At 40.3% G+C, this 16,901-nt stretch carries 12 protein-coding genes and 2 pseudogenes; 9 read left to right on the top strand and 5 right to left on the bottom strand.

Annotated features, from left to right (window positions below):
- Positions 1-9 precede the first annotated feature (9 nt).
- From HCCG_RS13095 to mnmA, 5 genes and pseudogenes are all read right to left on the bottom strand, one after another.
- Positions 10-582, bottom strand: a pseudogene (locus HCCG_RS13095) (anaerobic C4-dicarboxylate transporter family protein); the annotation flags it as partial.
- Positions 583-984: 402 nt separating this feature from the next.
- A pseudogene (locus HCCG_RS13090) lies at positions 985-1,749 on the bottom strand (anaerobic C4-dicarboxylate transporter family protein); the annotation flags it as partial.
- Between the two features lie 555 nt (positions 1,750-2,304).
- Positions 2,305-3,744, bottom strand: coding sequence for an aspartate ammonia-lyase (gene aspA / locus HCCG_RS02505; RefSeq protein WP_002955830.1), 1,440 nt, complete (start codon positions 3,742-3,744; stop codon positions 2,305-2,307).
- A gap of 254 nt (positions 3,745-3,998) precedes the next feature.
- Positions 3,999-6,221: a TonB-dependent receptor domain-containing protein gene (locus tag HCCG_RS02500; protein WP_015453848.1), complete on the bottom strand. Its 2,223-nt coding sequence runs from the start codon at positions 6,219-6,221 to the stop codon at positions 3,999-4,001.
- A 353-nt stretch (positions 6,222-6,574) separates the two neighbouring features.
- A complete protein-coding gene (gene mnmA / locus HCCG_RS02495; protein ID WP_002955828.1) occupies positions 6,575-7,615 on the bottom strand; it encodes a tRNA 2-thiouridine(34) synthase MnmA in 1,041 nt (346 codons plus the stop codon).
- Between the two features lie 147 nt (positions 7,616-7,762).
- Between mnmA and HCCG_RS02490 the strand changes: the two genes are divergently transcribed.
- The 9 genes from HCCG_RS02490 to HCCG_RS02450 all read left to right on the top strand — a co-directional run bounded on the left by HCCG_RS02490 (position 7,763) and on the right by HCCG_RS02450 (position 16,873).
- Positions 7,763-8,620 (top strand): ATP phosphoribosyltransferase regulatory subunit, encoded by an 858-nt coding sequence (locus tag HCCG_RS02490; RefSeq protein ID WP_002955827.1) that lies wholly within the window; start codon positions 7,763-7,765, stop codon positions 8,618-8,620.
- A 34-nt stretch (positions 8,621-8,654) separates the two neighbouring features.
- Positions 8,655-9,899, top strand: a complete 1,245-nt coding sequence (locus tag HCCG_RS02485; protein ID WP_002955826.1) for an adenylosuccinate synthase — start codon at positions 8,655-8,657, stop codon at positions 9,897-9,899.
- 5 nt (positions 9,900-9,904) lie between these two features.
- Positions 9,905-10,348, top strand: a complete 444-nt coding sequence (locus HCCG_RS02480; protein ID WP_002955825.1) for a flagellar export protein FliJ — start codon at positions 9,905-9,907, stop codon at positions 10,346-10,348.
- Positions 10,345-11,181, top strand: a complete 837-nt coding sequence (locus HCCG_RS02475) for a MotE family protein (RefSeq protein WP_014667334.1) — start codon at positions 10,345-10,347, stop codon at positions 11,179-11,181. The genes HCCG_RS02480 and HCCG_RS02475 overlap by 4 nt, the downstream gene beginning before the upstream one ends.
- Before the next feature lie 157 nt (positions 11,182-11,338).
- Positions 11,339-11,932 carry a heme-binding protein gene (locus HCCG_RS02470; RefSeq protein ID WP_014667614.1) on the top strand — a complete coding sequence of 198 codons (594 nt, stop codon included), beginning with the start codon at positions 11,339-11,341 and terminating at the stop codon, positions 11,930-11,932.
- A gap of 10 nt (positions 11,933-11,942) precedes the next feature.
- Positions 11,943-14,429 (top strand): molybdopterin guanine dinucleotide-containing S/N-oxide reductase, encoded by a 2,487-nt coding sequence (locus tag HCCG_RS02465; RefSeq protein WP_002955822.1) that lies wholly within the window; start codon positions 11,943-11,945, stop codon positions 14,427-14,429.
- Between the two features lie 150 nt (positions 14,430-14,579).
- Positions 14,580-14,831 (top strand): HP0268 family nuclease, encoded by a 252-nt coding sequence (locus HCCG_RS02460; protein ID WP_002955821.1) that lies wholly within the window; start codon positions 14,580-14,582, stop codon positions 14,829-14,831.
- 32 nt (positions 14,832-14,863) lie between these two features.
- A complete protein-coding gene (miaB, locus tag HCCG_RS02455) occupies positions 14,864-16,222 on the top strand; it encodes a tRNA (N6-isopentenyl adenosine(37)-C2)-methylthiotransferase MiaB (protein ID WP_015453847.1) in 1,359 nt (452 codons plus the stop codon).
- On the top strand, positions 16,223-16,873 hold the full coding sequence (locus HCCG_RS02450) for a lysophospholipid acyltransferase family protein (RefSeq protein ID WP_014667333.1): 651 nt from the start codon (positions 16,223-16,225) through the stop codon (positions 16,871-16,873).
- Positions 16,874-16,901 lie beyond the last annotated feature (28 nt).

Genomic DNA, 16,901 nt, shown 5'->3' with positions numbered 1-16,901 from the left:
TTGTAGTTTTTAGAATAGCGGAGCGATGGCAAAGCCAAGAGCTACGGCAAATACGATAGCTATAATACCCGGCAGTATGAAGCTATGATTGAAAACAAACTTACCAATGCGTGTAGAGCCGGTATCGTCCATTTGCACCGCTCCAAGTAGCGTAGGATATGTAGGAAGCACAAATAATGCCGACACAGCCGCAAAACTTGCTACCAAAATATACGCAGAATCCGCATTTGTAGCGGTGATACCGAGTGCAGCAATCACAACCGGCATAATCGCCTTAGCCGTAGCCGCTTGTGAGTAAAGCAACATACTCGCAAAGAAAAGGGCTACTGCCAAAAGTGCGGGATAATCGCCCACAAGTTTGCCGGCTAAATCGCCAATCTCTGCTTTGTAGCCATCAACAAAAGTATTGCCAAGCCAAGCCACACCTAAAACGCACACACAAGCTGTCATTCCCGCCTTAAATGTGCTTGCATCAAGCAGTTTGCCGGTTTCTACCTTACAGAAAATCACAATCAAAGTTGCAATCATCAGCATAAAGCTCATAATCGCCCCATCGCGTGGCAATCGCACAGGATCAATATAGCTTTTTACCATTGCTGATAAGTTTGCTAACATTCCATCTTTTTGTGCGAAGTCTAGCAGGATAGAATCTAGCTCCCCTACCATAGAATCTAGCTTAGATTCTATTAGTTCAAGGGCTTTTTCATTCTGCTCATTTTTAGCAATAGAATTTATCTCGTTTTTTGCGGTGGCAAAGGCATTTTGAAGATTTTCTATATCATTTGGATTTGCCTTAATCGCAGGGATAGAATCTATATAGGTTTTCTTCAAAGATTCTAGCGGTGTGCTAAGGTTTTGTTTTTCTAGTTTTAATTGCTCACTATCTTTTATTGCTAAAAGCGAAGTTGCTTCATTCTTTATAGAATCTAGCTCATTATCCACATACACTGGGATATTTTTGCTTACAGATTCTAGCATAGGCTTACGCACGACATCAGATATTGAAGTGGCATAAATCACCACGCAAAGCACACCCACAAGGAAGATACCAACACTTAGCTTTGCTCCCTTTTTTAGCTCAATGTGTGCTGCACCATTTGCTGATTTCACAAGCCCAGCTTTTAGTCGCTCTTGATACACAGGGTCTTTACTCAAATCAAGTGGGAAAAACTTACTCACCACAAAGGCAGTCAGCATACACGCACTGAAAGTTGTAACAAGCCATACTAAAAGCAAAGTAGGATAGCTCCAGCCAAGCGGCTCTAGCACACCGGTCATATACACTACCGCCGCACTTACAGGGCTTGCGGTAATGGCGATTTGACTAGAGACAACAGCGATTGAAAGAGGGGCGGATGGCTTAATATTTTGTTCCTTTGCCACTTCTACAATCACAGGTATCATAGAAAAGGCAGTATGCCCAGTCCCTGCTAAAAATGTCAAAAAGTAAGTAACCGTTGGGGCAAGGTAGTTAATGTATTTTGGATTCTTTCTTAGAATCTTTTCAGCCACCTGCACCATATAGTCTAGCCCACCAGCAAGTTGCATTGCCGCAATCGCCGCAATAACTGACATAATGATAAGGATAACATCCCAAGGAATAGCTCCGGGCTTCATACCCAAAAAGAGACAAAGCACAACTACGCCAAAACCACCAGCGTAGCCTATCGCCATACCGCCAAGCCGAATACCGATAAAAATAGCTCCAAGTAGCACGGCAACTTGAAGTATAAGCACTAACATTTCCATTGTAATCCTTTGATTTTGCATTAAAAAGTTTTAGAATCTACTTTAAAGATTCACAAGTTTTACTTTGTGTTCAATCTAAATTTGTGTTTTTTAAGATAGCAATTCGCACATAGAGTAGTTCTTGCCTTAAAAAACACAAAAATAAGTATTGCCTAGTGAAAACCTAGAATCTAAACTCTTGTTATATTAAGCATTTGATGAAATACCTTTTAATTTAAATTTATTTTGAAATCCAAACTCTTAGGCGGTTCGCTTCGCTCAAACATAACAAGTTGTTAGAATCTAGAATCTAAAACAGCTTGTCATACTGAGCCTTTAGGCGAAGTATCTAAAACTTTAAAATCTAAAAAAGATATTTCGCCTACGGCTCAATATGACAAGAATCTAGATTCCATACAAGATACTAATATGAATACTTGCGGAAGTATCTTTAAGGTGTATTTTGGGCTATCTCGCATAATAATGTAGCTACTTAAGCTAATATTGCGGTTTATGAGAAACTTCCCAAAAATCAAAATTTTAGGCTCTTGCCTTTGCACTCAAAGCCTAAATTTCTTACGCAAATGGCGAATTTTTTTGAAACTTCGCCTTATCTTCCGCACTCATATGAGGATTTAGCATATTTTTTGGTTGGAAAATCTCATCTAACTGCTCTTTGCTTAAAAGCTTTCGCTCTAATGCGATTTCTTTTACCGGTTTGCCTGTTTGCAAAGATTCTTTAGCGATGGATGCAGAGTTTTCATAACCGATATATGGATTTAGGGCGGTAACGATACCTATGCTGTTATACACAAAGTCGCTACATACCTTTTCATTTGCTGTGATTCCATCGACACATTTGCTTGCAAGGGTAAGCATTGCGTTTCTCATCATAGAGATAGAGTTAAAGAGTCCATAGGCAATAACCGGCTCAAATACATTGAGTTGTAATTGTCCGCCTTCACTCGCAAAGCTCACAGTTACATCATTACCAATAACCGCATAGCACACTTGATTGACCACTTCTGGAATCACGGGATTTACTTTTCCGGGCATTATGGAGCTTCCGGGTTGCATTTTAGGGAGATTTATCTCATTTAGCCCAGCACGCGGTCCAGAGCTTAAAAGTCGCAAGTCATTGCATACTTTAGAGAGTTTTACCGCTACTCTTTTTAGCACACCGCTTACTTGCACATAAGCACCCGTATCTTGTGTCGCTTCAATCAAATCATCAGCGGTTTTGAAGGGGTGTCCTGTAACTTCGCAAAGATATTTTTGCACGATTTTTGGATAGTTTGGGTGAGAGTTTATCCCCGTGCCAATCGCTGTGCCGCCCATATTGATTTCTGTTACAAGGCTTCTTGCCTCTAAAACTCTAGCAATGTCTTCGCCCATCATCACCGCAAATGTATGAAACTCCTGCCCTAAAGTCATAGGCACAGCGTCTTGGAGCTGTGTGCGTCCCATTTTTAGCACATCTTTAAACTCTTTTGATTTATTTTCAAAGGATTTTTTAAGCACTTCCATATCTTTAGCAAGGGCGGATAACTCATCATAAAGGGCTACATGGATAGCTGTTGGGTAAGAGTCGTTTGTAGATTGAGAGAGATTCACATGGTCGTTTGGGTGGCAGTGTTGATAATCACCCTTTTTATGCCCCATAATCTCTAAAGCAAGGTTTGCTACCACTTCATTGGTATTCATATTTGTGCTAGTTCCAGCCCCGCCTTGAATCATATCTACGACAAATTGATCTCGTAATTCCCCAGCGATAAGCCTATCACAAGCCTTACAAATGGCATCTTTTTTTGTGCTATCTAGTAGTTTTAGCTCATTATTTGCTAGAGCCGCCGCCTTTTTTACCTGTGCGAAAGCTTTAATAAAGCTTGGGTAGCTACTAAGCTTATCGCCTGTGATGTTGAAGTTTTGCAAAGCTCTAAAAGTTTGCACTCCATAATACACATCATCAGCAATTTCTAGTTCGCCTATAAAATCGTGTTCTACGCGTTTTCCCATAATAAACTCCTTTGGGTGAGATTGTTATCACATTATGATAACTTCGGTTAGGATTCTATGCCTTAGAAACTGAAAAGAATCTAAAAGCTATAATTTTTTACATTTTTTTAAGATAAGAGAGATGTTTTTTACAAATCCTTTAAAAAATTTTAAGAAATATATCAGCTTTATACACCTTGGGGCAAAACCCCAAAGTTTTGTTTCAAGCTTTTTGTCATTTTGAAGTTTGTAGATTCTAAAAACATTTTGTGTGATTAAAAATCAAGCGTTACATTGAGCCAATATCTTCGTCCATCAAGGATAAAGCGGTAGTTGTTGGCATATACTGGTGTACTACTACTACTACCATTCCTACTTTGTGTGCCGACATAATCAAAATCAATAAAGCTATGATTTAAGAGATTGTAGATTCCAGCGTTTAAGCGAACAAAGTCATTAATCCTATATTGTGCGCCAAGGGTTAGCACGACATAGTCTTTGTAGTATTCTTTGTAAGTGAGTGTATTTGTGTTGCTGTAAAAACTATTATTTGGCGTTTTTGCTTTGTATTCTGTGCGTAAATAGGCACTAAAATCCTTATACGCATAGCTTACCTTTGCATTGAGTGAATGCTCGGGGATAAAGGATAGTTTTTGCCCTTTTGTCTTGCCTGAAGTTACTTCTGTGTCTGTCCAAACATAGCTTATATCAAAGCCCACGCCATAAATGGGCTTAATCCCAAATGTGCTTTCAACCCCTTGTGTGTAGGCAGTATCGGCGTTATAGAGTTGATTACAGCCACTACTATAAATACTATTGCCACAATAGGCGCTAAATGCTTCGCCAGAAGCTACTTTCTGTGAAGTGATTTTGTTAGAAAAGTTATTCCTAAATCCTGTAACACTAAAATCCACATAGTCATTATCAAATACTAAGCCTAGCTCATAGTTGATTGAAGTTTCTGGCTTTAAGTCCGGATTCCCCAAAAAGCCTAATTTTCCTTGAGACCCATAGCCATACACACCGCTTACAAGCTGGTTGGTATAAGGGGTTTTATACCCTGTGGATACACCGCCTTTAAGCGTTAGACTATCTGTTATATCAAGCACACCATAGATTCTAGGCGAGATGTGATTGCCAAACTTTGTGTTATAAGTATCACGCAATCCAAGTGTAATTGTAAAAGGCTCAAAAATATTCCACTCATCTTCTACAAACGCACTTATAGTGTGAAAGCCAAATCTATTTGGATTTGCCGCTCTATCGTGCATTTGCTCACTGCGATACTCTGCCCCAATATTAAGGTTATTATAGTCTCCTAATGGAAGCAATAATCGTGAATCTAGATAAATATCCTGCCCTATAATATCGCGATTTTTGCCCACATCAGGATCGGCGGTGTATTTGCCCACAACCTTGCGTCCAAGATTGCGTGTATCCATATATTGCAATGAAGTTTTCCACTTCCCAAAGCTATAATCCCCATCGTGTCCAAGTAGCCCTACAAGTTTAGATACATTCAGATAATCAGTATATCCGCCTATCAGCGTATCATTGCTACTTGTGGTGTGGCTTCCTACTTGTTGCTTGCGATTATCAAAAGTGATTTTTGTATAATCCACATCAAAGATAAAGGTATTTTTAGAATCTGGCGTGTAGTTTAGCCTTGTGCCGATATTATAAGCATTGCTTTGAGCGCCAAAGAAGGTTTTGGTTGTGCTGCCATCATTTGTTTTAAAGGTATCTCCCGCTTCAGAGCGATAGAGATCTCGTAGTCTAAAGTTCATACCTACTTTTTTGCTTAATGCTCCTGCGGCGTAGAATGAGGCTTGATAGGTGGATTGATAGGTTTTAGATTCAGGGATATTTGCTTCAAGGCTTAGTGTCGCACCCCATTTTTCTGGGATTTTTTTCGTTATGATATTCACCATACCGCCCATTGCATCACTGCCATAGAGTGTGCTCATAGGTCCGCGTATAACCTCTATCCTTTCAATCGCACTAAGGGGGGGCATAAAGGCATTATACATAGATTCCATACCATTATTATTTGTGGCGATTTGTCCGCCCGGCTTGGTGCGTCTGCCATCTACAAGTAAAAGTGTATAGTCTGCTGGCATACCGCGTATAAGGAATGAAAATCCTCCAAGCTTCCCTGCACTTGAGTCAATCTCAACGCCCGGGACATTCCTTACTGCTTCGGCTAAATCGCGATAGGGCATTGTTTGCAACTCTTCTTGGCTAATCACGGTGGTAGAAGCTGGAGCATCTTTGACAAGCTTTTCACTACCTGATGCGGCGGTAACAATAGATTTGTTGAGTTTGACATTGCGAGTGGATGGGGAAGTTTGATCGCTTGAAGATTCTGCAAGACTTGTTTGATTTGTGGCTGTGTGTGAATTTTCATTGAGAGTATCTGCAAGGGCGATTGAGCCAAAAAGACAAATTGCCCCCCCCCCCGTTAAAATTCTGCTTATTGTTTTCATTTGAGTTTTCATTGTGATTCCTTTGTGTAAATTATGTGTGAAAGCGGGAGAATAATATAACTCAGCTTAAAATATAATTAATTATAGGAATAGTTATTAAGTTTTTAAAGATAAACCAAAATGAGAATTGAGATAGGTTTGTTTCAGGCATTTTAGAATCTTAATAAACATCTAGGCAAGTGAAAAATATGAAAATAATAAGAGTTTTCATAAACTTTATGTTGTGTCAGTCAAAGAAGTCAAATGCGGAAAAGGGTTAGAATTTTTAGATTCTAGACAAAATGAGAGTTTGAGCTAGAATCTAAACTTGAGAGATATAGGGCTTTATTGTTAAAGATTTATTTTGACACGGGTTATCAAACCTCTTAGTTCGCTTGAGTGATGACGCCTCCACCCAAAACGCAGTCATCTTGATAAAGCACCAAGGCTTGTCCTTGAGCCACGCCATAGGCAGATTCTAGTAATTTTGCGTGGATATATTCGCCTTGTATGTTGATTTCTGCTTTTAAAGGCTCACTGCGATACCGCACCTTTATATCATACACTCCGCCATCAAAGGCTTGTGGGAGGCTTTTATTGAGGGCTTGTATAGAATCTATGGTAAGCTCTTCTTTTGTGCCGACAATGATTTCATTCTTTTGTGGGTTAATCGCTTTGACATAATGCGGCTCGTGTGAGCCAAAGACGCTAAAGCCCTTGCGTTTGCCGATAGTGTAGTGCATATAGCCCTTATGTGTGCCAACCGCCTTACCATTGCTATCCCGCACAATACCTTCCATATCCACCTTTTCGTGGAGTTTTAAAATATCAATATAGCTATCTTCTACAAAGCAAATCTCTTGAGATTCTTTATAAGTCTCTAATGTCCCAAGGAAAGGCAGGAGTTTAAGGGCGGTTTTTTTTACCTCTTCTTTTGTAAATGTCCCAAGTGGAAAGATGATTCTATCTATCGCACTTTGTGGCAGGGCGTAGAGAAAATAGCTTTGGTCTTTTGTATCATCAAGTGCTTTTGCTATGCGTTTAATGCCATTTATCTCTTTAATCTGTGCGTAATGCCCCGTAGCGATAAAGTCGCAACCTAACTCATCAGCCTTTTGTAACCCTAAGCCAAATTTCATTAGCGGATTACACACTGCACAGGGATTTGGCGTCTGCCCTGCTTTGTAGGATTTCACAAATGCGTCATAGACATTCTTTTTAAATTCCTCACGCAAATCTAGCACTTCAAAGCGGATTCCAAGCTGACTAGCGACTTGTTCGCAATTTTTAATGTAAATTTTATGTTTTTTTTCTTTATCGTGGAGTTTGAGATATAGCCCTATGACTTCATACCCTTGAGATAAAAGCAAATGTGCACAATAAGAGCTATCTACACCCCCGCTCATAAGCAATGCTACTTTTTTCATTGAAAACCCTTTGTGTTTATTAGAAGAATGGCGAGTATAGCATTTGCAAGTAAAAGTTATGTAAATCGCATAAAACGATATTTATGCTATAATCCAGCCTTTTGTGTAAGCTATAGCGATTTTAGATGAAAGTAGGAGTGTGTAAAAGTGATTTTAGAGCACGAGCTACCGCAAGGGAGCAAGTTATATTTTGATACCGCAGCAAAGCTAAAACGAGATATAGAATCTTGTGCGATTAGGGCGTTTTATGAGAATGATTATAAAGAGATTGTAACGCCAACTTTTAGCTTTTTAGAACATCAGGGCGATATTTTTAATCGTGAGCTTGTGCGGCTAAGCAGTGAAAGCAATCATCAAATTGGGCTAAGGTATGATACGACACTTGATGCTATGCGTATTGTTACCAAGCGGATAACGCGTAGCAGTGAGCATAAGAAGTGGTTTTATATCCAGCCGGTATTTAGCTATCCTACGACTGAAATTCATCAAATTGGAGCGGAGCATTTAGGCGGAGAAAGTCTATCGCCGGTAATGTGCCTAGGTATTGGAATCTTAGCCGAGCTTGGGTTAAAGCCATTTTTACAAATCTCAAATATGAAGATTCCGCTTTTATGTGCTAAACATAGTGGTGTGAATCTTGAAGTCTTTGCTTCAAATAATGTGGAGCAACTTTTGCAAATGCCTTCATATATTGCTAATCTCACGCGTGTAAAGACTAAGCAGGATTTGATTAAAGCCATAGCAGATTCGCCTGTGTTTTTAAAAGGGGAGCTTGAAAGGCTGCTAGAGTGTGCGAGTTATTGCGAGTATGAAAATAGCATTTTCTCTCCCCTTGCGTATGCGCCTAGCTCATATTATGGGGATTTATTTTTTAGAATGTTTTTAGGGAATGCGACTTTGCTTCAAGGGGGCAAATATAGCGTGTTTGAAGATGGGGTAGAGAGTGTAAGCTCGTGTGGCTTTGCGATATATACTGATGAAGTGGTTGAGTGCCTTTTAGCGTAAATTGTGAGATTCTATTTTTTTAAGGAGATTAAAGATGGCTGATTTGATTGTGGGGATTCAGTGGGGCGATGAGGGCAAGGGAAAGATTGTTGATTTATTAGCTAGTGGGTATGACTATGTGGTGCGTTACCAAGGGGGACATAACGCAGGGCATACAATCGTGGTGGATTCTAAAAAAATCGCTTTGCATTTACTTCCCTCTGGAATCTTGTATCCGCAGTGCAAAAATGTCATCGGCAATGGCGTTGTGATTAACCTTGAAGCGTTGTTAAAAGAGATGAGTGCGTTTGAGAATTTGCAGGGGCGATTGTTTATTAGCGATAAGGCACATATCATTCTACCATACCACGAGATTTTAGACAAAGCAAAAGAAAAGAGCAAAAATACAAGTGCCATTGGCACGACAGGCAAGGGCATAGGACCTTGCTATGGCGATAAGGTTTCACGCAATGGTGTGCGACTAATGGATTTAAAGCATCCTCAAATTTTAAAAGCAAAAATAGAATCTATCTATCAACAAGCCAAATATGCTGAAAGTCTCTATGGTGTGGAGCTACCAAGTGTGGAAGATGTGATTTCGCATTTAGAATCTTTAAGAGAGCAGATTCTGCCTTTTATCACAGATACGACACAGCTTTTATGGGAGGCACAAAAAAAGGGCGAGAAGATTCTATGCGAGGGGGCACAGGGCAGTATGCTAGATATTGATCACGGCACATATCCGTATGTAACAAGCTCTAGCACCATTGCCGCAGGGGCTTGTAGTGGTAGCGGACTTGCCCCACGAGATATACAAAAGGTTATTGGCATCGCCAAGGCATACTGCACAAGGGTGGGCAATGGCGTGTTCCCAACCGAAGAGCTAGGCGAGATAGGAGAGAGACTAAGAGAATCTGGAGGCGAGTTTGGCACGACAACAGGCAGGGCTAGGCGATGTGGATGGTTTGATGCTGTAGCGGTGCGGTATGCGTGTGCGTTGAATGGTTGTGAGAGTTTGAGTATTATGAAGCTTGATGTGCTTGATGGATTTAGGCGTATCAAAGTCTGTGTGGGCTATGAATATGAGGGCAGGGAGATAGGCTATATCCCAACAGATTATGAATGTGTGAAGCCTATTTACAGGGAGTTTGAAGGGTGGGACAAAACTTGTGGAATCCGAGATTTTAACGCCCTACCAAAAAACGCACAAATCTATATCAAAGAGCTTGAAAAGCTCATAGGTGTGAAAATCTCTATGATTTCTACAAGTGCTGAGCGAGAAGATACTATTAGGCTTTGAGAAGAATGAAAACAAAGTTTGGTGCGATTGTGAATCTTCGCAAAAATGATATGCAAAGGATTGAGCGTAGCATTATGCAAAATGAAAATAAAATCGCGAGTAAGCAAAGTCAAATAGCGGCGTTGCAAGAAGAATTTTTAGGGCTTAAAATGCCAAGTGGCGGGGCATTTTATGCTTTTAGGGCATTTGAAGAAACAAAAAATATGCTTTTAGCCCATATCGCCTTGCATTGTGCGGAGTTAGAATCTTTACAAGCAAATAAAGCCCTTTTGCAAGAGCAGTATAAAAAATCGCATATTGAATATGAAAAGGTAAAGTTTTTGGAAAAAAAAGAGCAAGATTCTGTGCTACAAAAGCTAAAAATGCAAGAGAAGTTTCAAAGCAATGAAATCGCACTTATGCTTTATAATAACGCTGGAGATAAGACAATAGGAGGCAGAGTGATATGAGGGCTTCTTTTTTCTATGGTGTATTGTGCTTATGTGTGGGGGTGCAGAGCTTTGCTGAAAACTCGCAATTGCTTGATTGTAGTATTATTTTTGAAACGCGTAAAAACGAGATAAAAACTCAACTTGATGAGATAGATGAGCGGCAACAAGCCCTGCAAGTATTGCAAAATGCTACGCAAGTGCTACTTGATGAAAAAGAGCGACAGCTCCAAGATAAGCAAAAAGAGATTGATGAGAAAATCGTTATCTTTGCTGAAGAGCAAGAGAAGGCAAAGGCGGAATTAGCGAGTTTGAAAGAGAAAAATAACCAAGAATTAGAGCAAAAAGAGCAGGAATTGCAGGATTTAATCACGCGAAATGAGGAGATTCTAGCCCAAATTAAACAGGTCAAAGATGATAAAATAGTCAAAGCTTATAAAGGTTTGAAAGAAGCCAAGGCAGCAGCTATTCTAGCTGATATGCCAGAATCTGAAGCGGTGGAGATTCTCTCACAAATGGAAGTGAAAGATATGACAAAAATTCTAGGCAAAATGGATACTCAAAAAGCAGCTAAAATCACATCACAAATCCGCCAAGTAGAACCAAATCGCTTAAAACAAAAAAGTGATTCTAAGCCAAGCCAAGATTCTAGCTCACAAGATTCTACACAGGCAGGAGATTTGCAAGAGAATGAAGTAAGCCAAGAATTAGACCAAGAGCCCACACAAGATACGCAAGATTCTATTACAAATGAAAATCCTACCAATGAATCTTCCATTAAAGATTCTTCCACCAATGAAAACCCTGCTGATAAAGAACAAAATACAGAATCTCAAGCCCAAGATAAGCGATAGACTTTTTTGTAAATAACGATAATTCCACGATACAAAAGGCTACATAGCCCATAAGAAACACTCCTTAAAATAACGCTTTTTCAGTTGATTTTAATAAACTTTGACTAAAATCAAAACATTCCTTAAGTGAATAATACCAAAAAGTCAAGGAGGGTAAATGAGAGTATTTGCAAGAGCGATGATACTTGTAAGTATGGCGTTTGCGTATTCGTATGCGGGTGATGTGAAGTATGCTTCTAAGGTAAAATCCCTTTACAAAGATGGGAGTGATAAGGTTGTGGGAAGACTGCTACCAACAGCTCAGGTGGAAGTGCTAGAGCAAAAGGGTGATAAGGTGCTTTTAAGGATTGAAGGCTACGCACAAGCTGATAAGCAAGTGGCTTTATATTTTGTCCCTAATCGTAGAATCTTAAATGCTGGGTTTTCTAAAAATGCAGATGTGGAATTTAAGATTACCAAGTCTTTTAAAGAGAGTGAAAGTAAGCAAGAGTGGGTGAAAGCGAGTGTTGAGCTATGGAGTGAAAATGCGGATTTGGTAGAGAGTGTAGAGCCACTCTATAAGGAAGCACAAGAGCTTTTTGGAAACTGCTCTGTGTGCCACGCATTGCACCCGCCAAAGGAGTTTAATGCTAATCAGTGGCCTAGCGTTGTAAAGTCAATGAAAAGTCGCGTGGGCTATGATAGCAACCAAGAATACCTTGTGTCTCAATATTTGCAAAAAAATGCCAAAGATATGCCAAAAGATAAGTAAGGAGGGCGTGATGAGTAATATTAGCAGACGACAAATACTTCAAGCAATGGGGAAGGGACTAGCAGTCTTTGCTCTTGTGCCTTTTGTGGGCTGTGATGATTCAAGCAAAAAGGCGAGTGTAGAATCTGGACTAAAAGCATTTAGCGAAAATCTCGTGTTAGATGGAGAGGTGATTACGGGTGCACATTGGGGTGTTTTGAAAGCCACGATTAAAGATGGCAAAGTTATCTCTAGTGTCAATGCCTTGCAAAATAGTGTGTCAAACCCTTTACATAGCACGATTGCCGATTTAATTTACACACCTACGCGTATCAAATATCCAATGGTGCGAAAATCCTACCTTGAAAATCCCGCCTCTCCAAAGCCGGAATTGCGTGGAGCTGATGAGTGGGTGAGAGTAAGCTATGATGAGGCTATTGCACTCATTGCCAAAGAGCTTAAGGCAACCTACAAGCAAAAGGGCAAGGAGGGTGTGTTTGCCGGGTCATATGGCTGGAAAAGTAGCGGGAATCTGCACAATTCCAGAATCTTGTTGCAAAGATTTATGGGTATGGCAGGTGGCTATGTGGGCGTAACGGGAGATTATTCTACCGGGGCATCGCAAGTAATTATGCCTTATGTCGTGGGAAGTATAGAGGTGTATGAGCAGCAAACTTCTTATCCTATGGTGCTAGATAATTCTCAAGTGGTTGTTATCTGGGGTGCTGACCCTATGGCGACTTTGCGAAATGCTTGGGCTTTGAACGAAGGCACGGGACTTGACTTTTTTGAAAAGCTTAAAAAATCAGACAAAACGCTCATTAGCATAGATCCTGTAAGGAATATGACTTGCGATTATTTGGGAGCGGAGTGGATTGCTCCCTTGCCAAATACTGATGTGGCACTAATGCTTGGCATTATGCATACAATGCTAAAAACAAATCAATATGATAAAGAGTTTATTGAAAACTACACGCAGGGCTTTGATAAGTTTAGTCAATATCTTTTGGGCAAGAGTGATGGTGTAGTCAAAGATTCTGCGTGGGCGTCTAAGATTTGTGGTATTTCAGCACAAAAAATAGAATCTTTAGCCAAACTCTTTTTCAAAAATCGCACAATGCTAATGTCTGGCTGGGGAATGCAACGCGCTCATCACGGCGAACAAACACACTGGGCTTTAGTAACACTTGCGTGTATGATAGGGCAGATTGGGCTGCCCGGTGGTGGATTTGGCTTGTCCTATCATTACAGCAATGGTGGCTCACCTACAGCTACGGCTCCGGTTGTAGGCGGAATAAATCTTGGTAATGTCAGTCAAGGTGGTGCAGAGTGGCTTATGCAGGGCAGTGAGAATAATTTCCCATTAGCGAGAATAGCCGATGCGTTGCTGAATCCGGGCAAGAGCATACAGCACAACGGCAAGACAATCACTTATACAGATATTGATTTTATCTATTGGGCTGGTGGGAATCCGCTCGTGCATCATCAAGATACAAACACTTTCCTTAAAGCGTGGCAAAAACCTAGGACGATTGTAGTCAATGAGATTTATTGGACGCCAACAGCACGACACGCTGATATTGTTATGCCAATTACCACAAGCTATGAACGCAATGATATCTCAATGAGTGGGGACTACTCAAACCTCCATATTGTGCCGATGAAACAGCTTGTGGAGAAGCAGTTTGGAGCCGTAGATGACTATAAGGTCTTTTGTGATTTAGCAAAGGCGTTTGGCGTGTATGATAAGTTTAGCGAGAATAAAAGCGAAATGCAGTGGCTTGAGGAATTTTATAATCAAGCTCTCACTCAATCAAAAGGCTTGTTGTTAGAGCTACCTGATTTTGCAAAGTTTTGGGAGGCAAATGAGCCACTTCAGTTTGAGATTCCAGCTGAATCTGAAGCATTTGTGCGATATGCGGACTTTAGAGAAGATCCAATTTTAAATCCGCTTGGGACAGATTCTGGCTTGATTGAGATTTATTCTCAAACGATTGAGAAATATGAGTATAAAGACTGCCCGGCACACCCCACTTGGCTTGAGCCAATAGAATGGCTAGGTATGAAGGATAAGCCAGCAGAATTTGCACTTATTACCTCTCACCCAGCATTAAGATTGCACTCTCAACTTGCCAATACTTCACTGCGTAAAGAGTATGCTATTGGCGATAAAGAGCCTATTTGGATTAATCCAAAGGACGCACAGGCTAAAGGCATTAAAACAGGTGATATTGTGAGTGTGAGTAATCAAAGGGGTGAAGTCTTAGCAGGGGCGTTTGTAACCGATGCAATTAAGCCCGGTGTCGTGCGTTTGTGTGAAGGGGCGTGGTATGACCCACAAGAGCCGGGTAAAGTCGGCAGTATATGTAAAAATGGCTCACCAAATGTTTTGACTTTAGATATGCCAACCTCTGCTCTTGCTAATGGTAATATCGCACATACAGGACTTGTGAATATCAAAAAATATGAAGGTAGCCTTGAGCCAATAAGCGTATTCACTCCACCAAAGGGTGCTTAAATCCTCTTCTCAAATATAGAATCTTGGCAGCGTATGCTTAGATTCTATGTGAAGTTTCATAGAATCATCTTAAATTAAGCAAGCAATGAGTGATTTTGACTTATAATGCGACCCTTTGTTTATCTGCAATATCTACATAAAGGAGAGCAAATGGAGCTAAAACTTGCTAAAAACACACTCAATACCAAAAACAAGACAAATGCGGTGAAAATAAGCTGTGAAGATATACTTAAAAAACTCACGCAGGGGGAAAATATCTTTTATTTTGATAAGGAAAATTCCCATAAAGATATGCAAAAGGCGTGTGCATTTTTTCAAAAAGCGGGGCATAGCACATATCTCAATGAAGTGCGTTATGCGTTAGATGAGGGCAGTTATATTTATGAGCTTCATATTTTGTAATTTTTAGAATCTATATATCAAAGACTAAGTTTATGAAGCTTTTTATACAAACTTTGGGCTGTGCGATGAATGAGCGAGATTCAGCACATATCATTGCTGAATTGAAAGAAAAGAAGCAATACACACTTACTGATAATGCTAAAGAGGCGGATTTAATCCTTATTAACACCTGCTCTGTGCGTGAAAAGCCTGAAAAAAAGCTATTTTCGGAAATTGGGCAGTTTGCTAAGGAGAAAAAATCTGGCGCAAAGATAGGAATCTGCGGCTGCACGGCTAGTCATTTGGGCGAAGAGATTATTAAGAAAGCTCCTAGTGTTGATTTTGTGCTTGGGGCTAGGAATGTCTCTAAAATCACGCAGGTGCTTGATCGTCCAAAAGCTGTGGAGGTAGATATAGACTATGATGATAGCACTTATGTGTTTGCTTCATCACAAGATATGGGGATTAAAGCTCATCTTAATATCTCAATAGGCTGCGATAAAAAATGTAGCTATTGCATCGTGCCTTTCACGCGTGGCAAGGAGATTTCAATTCCCATAGATTTGCTTGTAAATGAAGCTAAAAAGCTTGTGGCAAATGGGGCAAAGGAGTTGCTTTTGCTAGGGCAGAATGTCAATCATTATGGCGTAAGGTTTTCTACCCCGCATAAAAAGACAAACTTCACAGAGCTTTTAGCGACTTTAAGCGAGATTGAAGGGCTATATAGAATCCGCTTTACTTCACCGCATCCCTTGCATATGGACGATGAGTTTTTGGAAGAATTTGCTAGGAATCCAAAAATTGCTAAAGGCATACATATTCCTTTGCAGAGTGGTTCAAGCCAGATTCTAAAAATGATGAGACGCGGCTATGATAAGCAGTGGTATTTAGACAGAATTGCAAAGCTTAAGTCCCTGCTCCCAAATGTTGGCATTGGCACGGATATTATTGTAGGCTTCCCCACTGAATCTGAACAAGACTTTGAAGACACAATGGAGGTGCTATCAATCGTTGAATTTGATACGCTTTATAGTTTTGTGTATTCTCCGCGTCCGCATACAAGTGCGTATAGCTATGATAAGAGTATGCTTGTGCCTCAAGAGGTGGCTAAAGAGCGATTAAGTCGATTACAGAATCTCCATAAGCAGATTCTACAAAAAAAGGCACAAAAAGAAATTGGCTCAATCTATGAGGTGCTGATTGAAAATCACCGCGATGATGAGGGGCAGACTTGGAGTGAGGGGCGGAGCAGTCAAAATAAACTTATAAAGATCCTAGGCAGAAAATGCCCCATTGGCTCAATTATTCAAGTCAAGGTTACCCATAATGATGGCGGTGGGCTGTATGGGGAGTTTGTAAGAGAGCTAAGTTTGGAACAAGCCTTGCAAGCAAATGTATATAAAAGTGTATAAATGGCAGTGATTAGTCGCGAAACAAAGCGTAAGATTCTAGGTAAAATTATTCCGCCGTTGATGCTTGTGCTTGTGTGGGTTTTGTATATTTTAAGCCGACATCGCTTTTTTATTAGCCCACAAACAAGTGGTGAAAATATCATCGGTGCATTTTGGCACGGGGAATTTTGTATGCTACCATTTTTGTATAAAAAGCTAAGAAAACAAATGCAGCAGGGGCGTGATAAAGGATTTTACATTATTGCTTCCCATCATTTTGATGCACAATTAATGGTGAGTTTATGCGAGTATTTTAAGCTCAAGCCTTTGCGTGGCTCAACAACGCGAGGTGGGCTAAAAGTGCTTATAGATTCTCTTAAATTGCTTAGAAATGGCTACGATATAGGTATCGCCCCTGATGGACCAAAGGGACCATATCACAGCATAGGCGATGGCGTAATAGCAATGAGCCAAAAGACGCAAAAACGCATTATTCCTATGCGTGTGGTGTATAGTCGGTATTGGGAGTTAAAGACTTGGGATAAGTTTAAGATTCCAAAGCCATTTTCAAGGATTGACTTTTATGCCCTAGATGGTTTTGTCGTGCCAAGAGATATGAATCTAGATGATGCAAAGGCTTTGCTTCTTTCACATTTAGAAAAGGAACTCTAAATGCTTATTGATTTTGGAAACTTCATTA

The sequence above is a fragment of the Helicobacter cinaedi CCUG 18818 = ATCC BAA-847 genome, assembly GCF_000155475.1.
Taxonomy (GTDB): Bacteria; Campylobacterota; Campylobacteria; order Campylobacterales; family Helicobacteraceae; genus Helicobacter_C; species Helicobacter_C cinaedi.
This window is presented reverse-complemented; position numbering and strand designations above follow the sequence as displayed.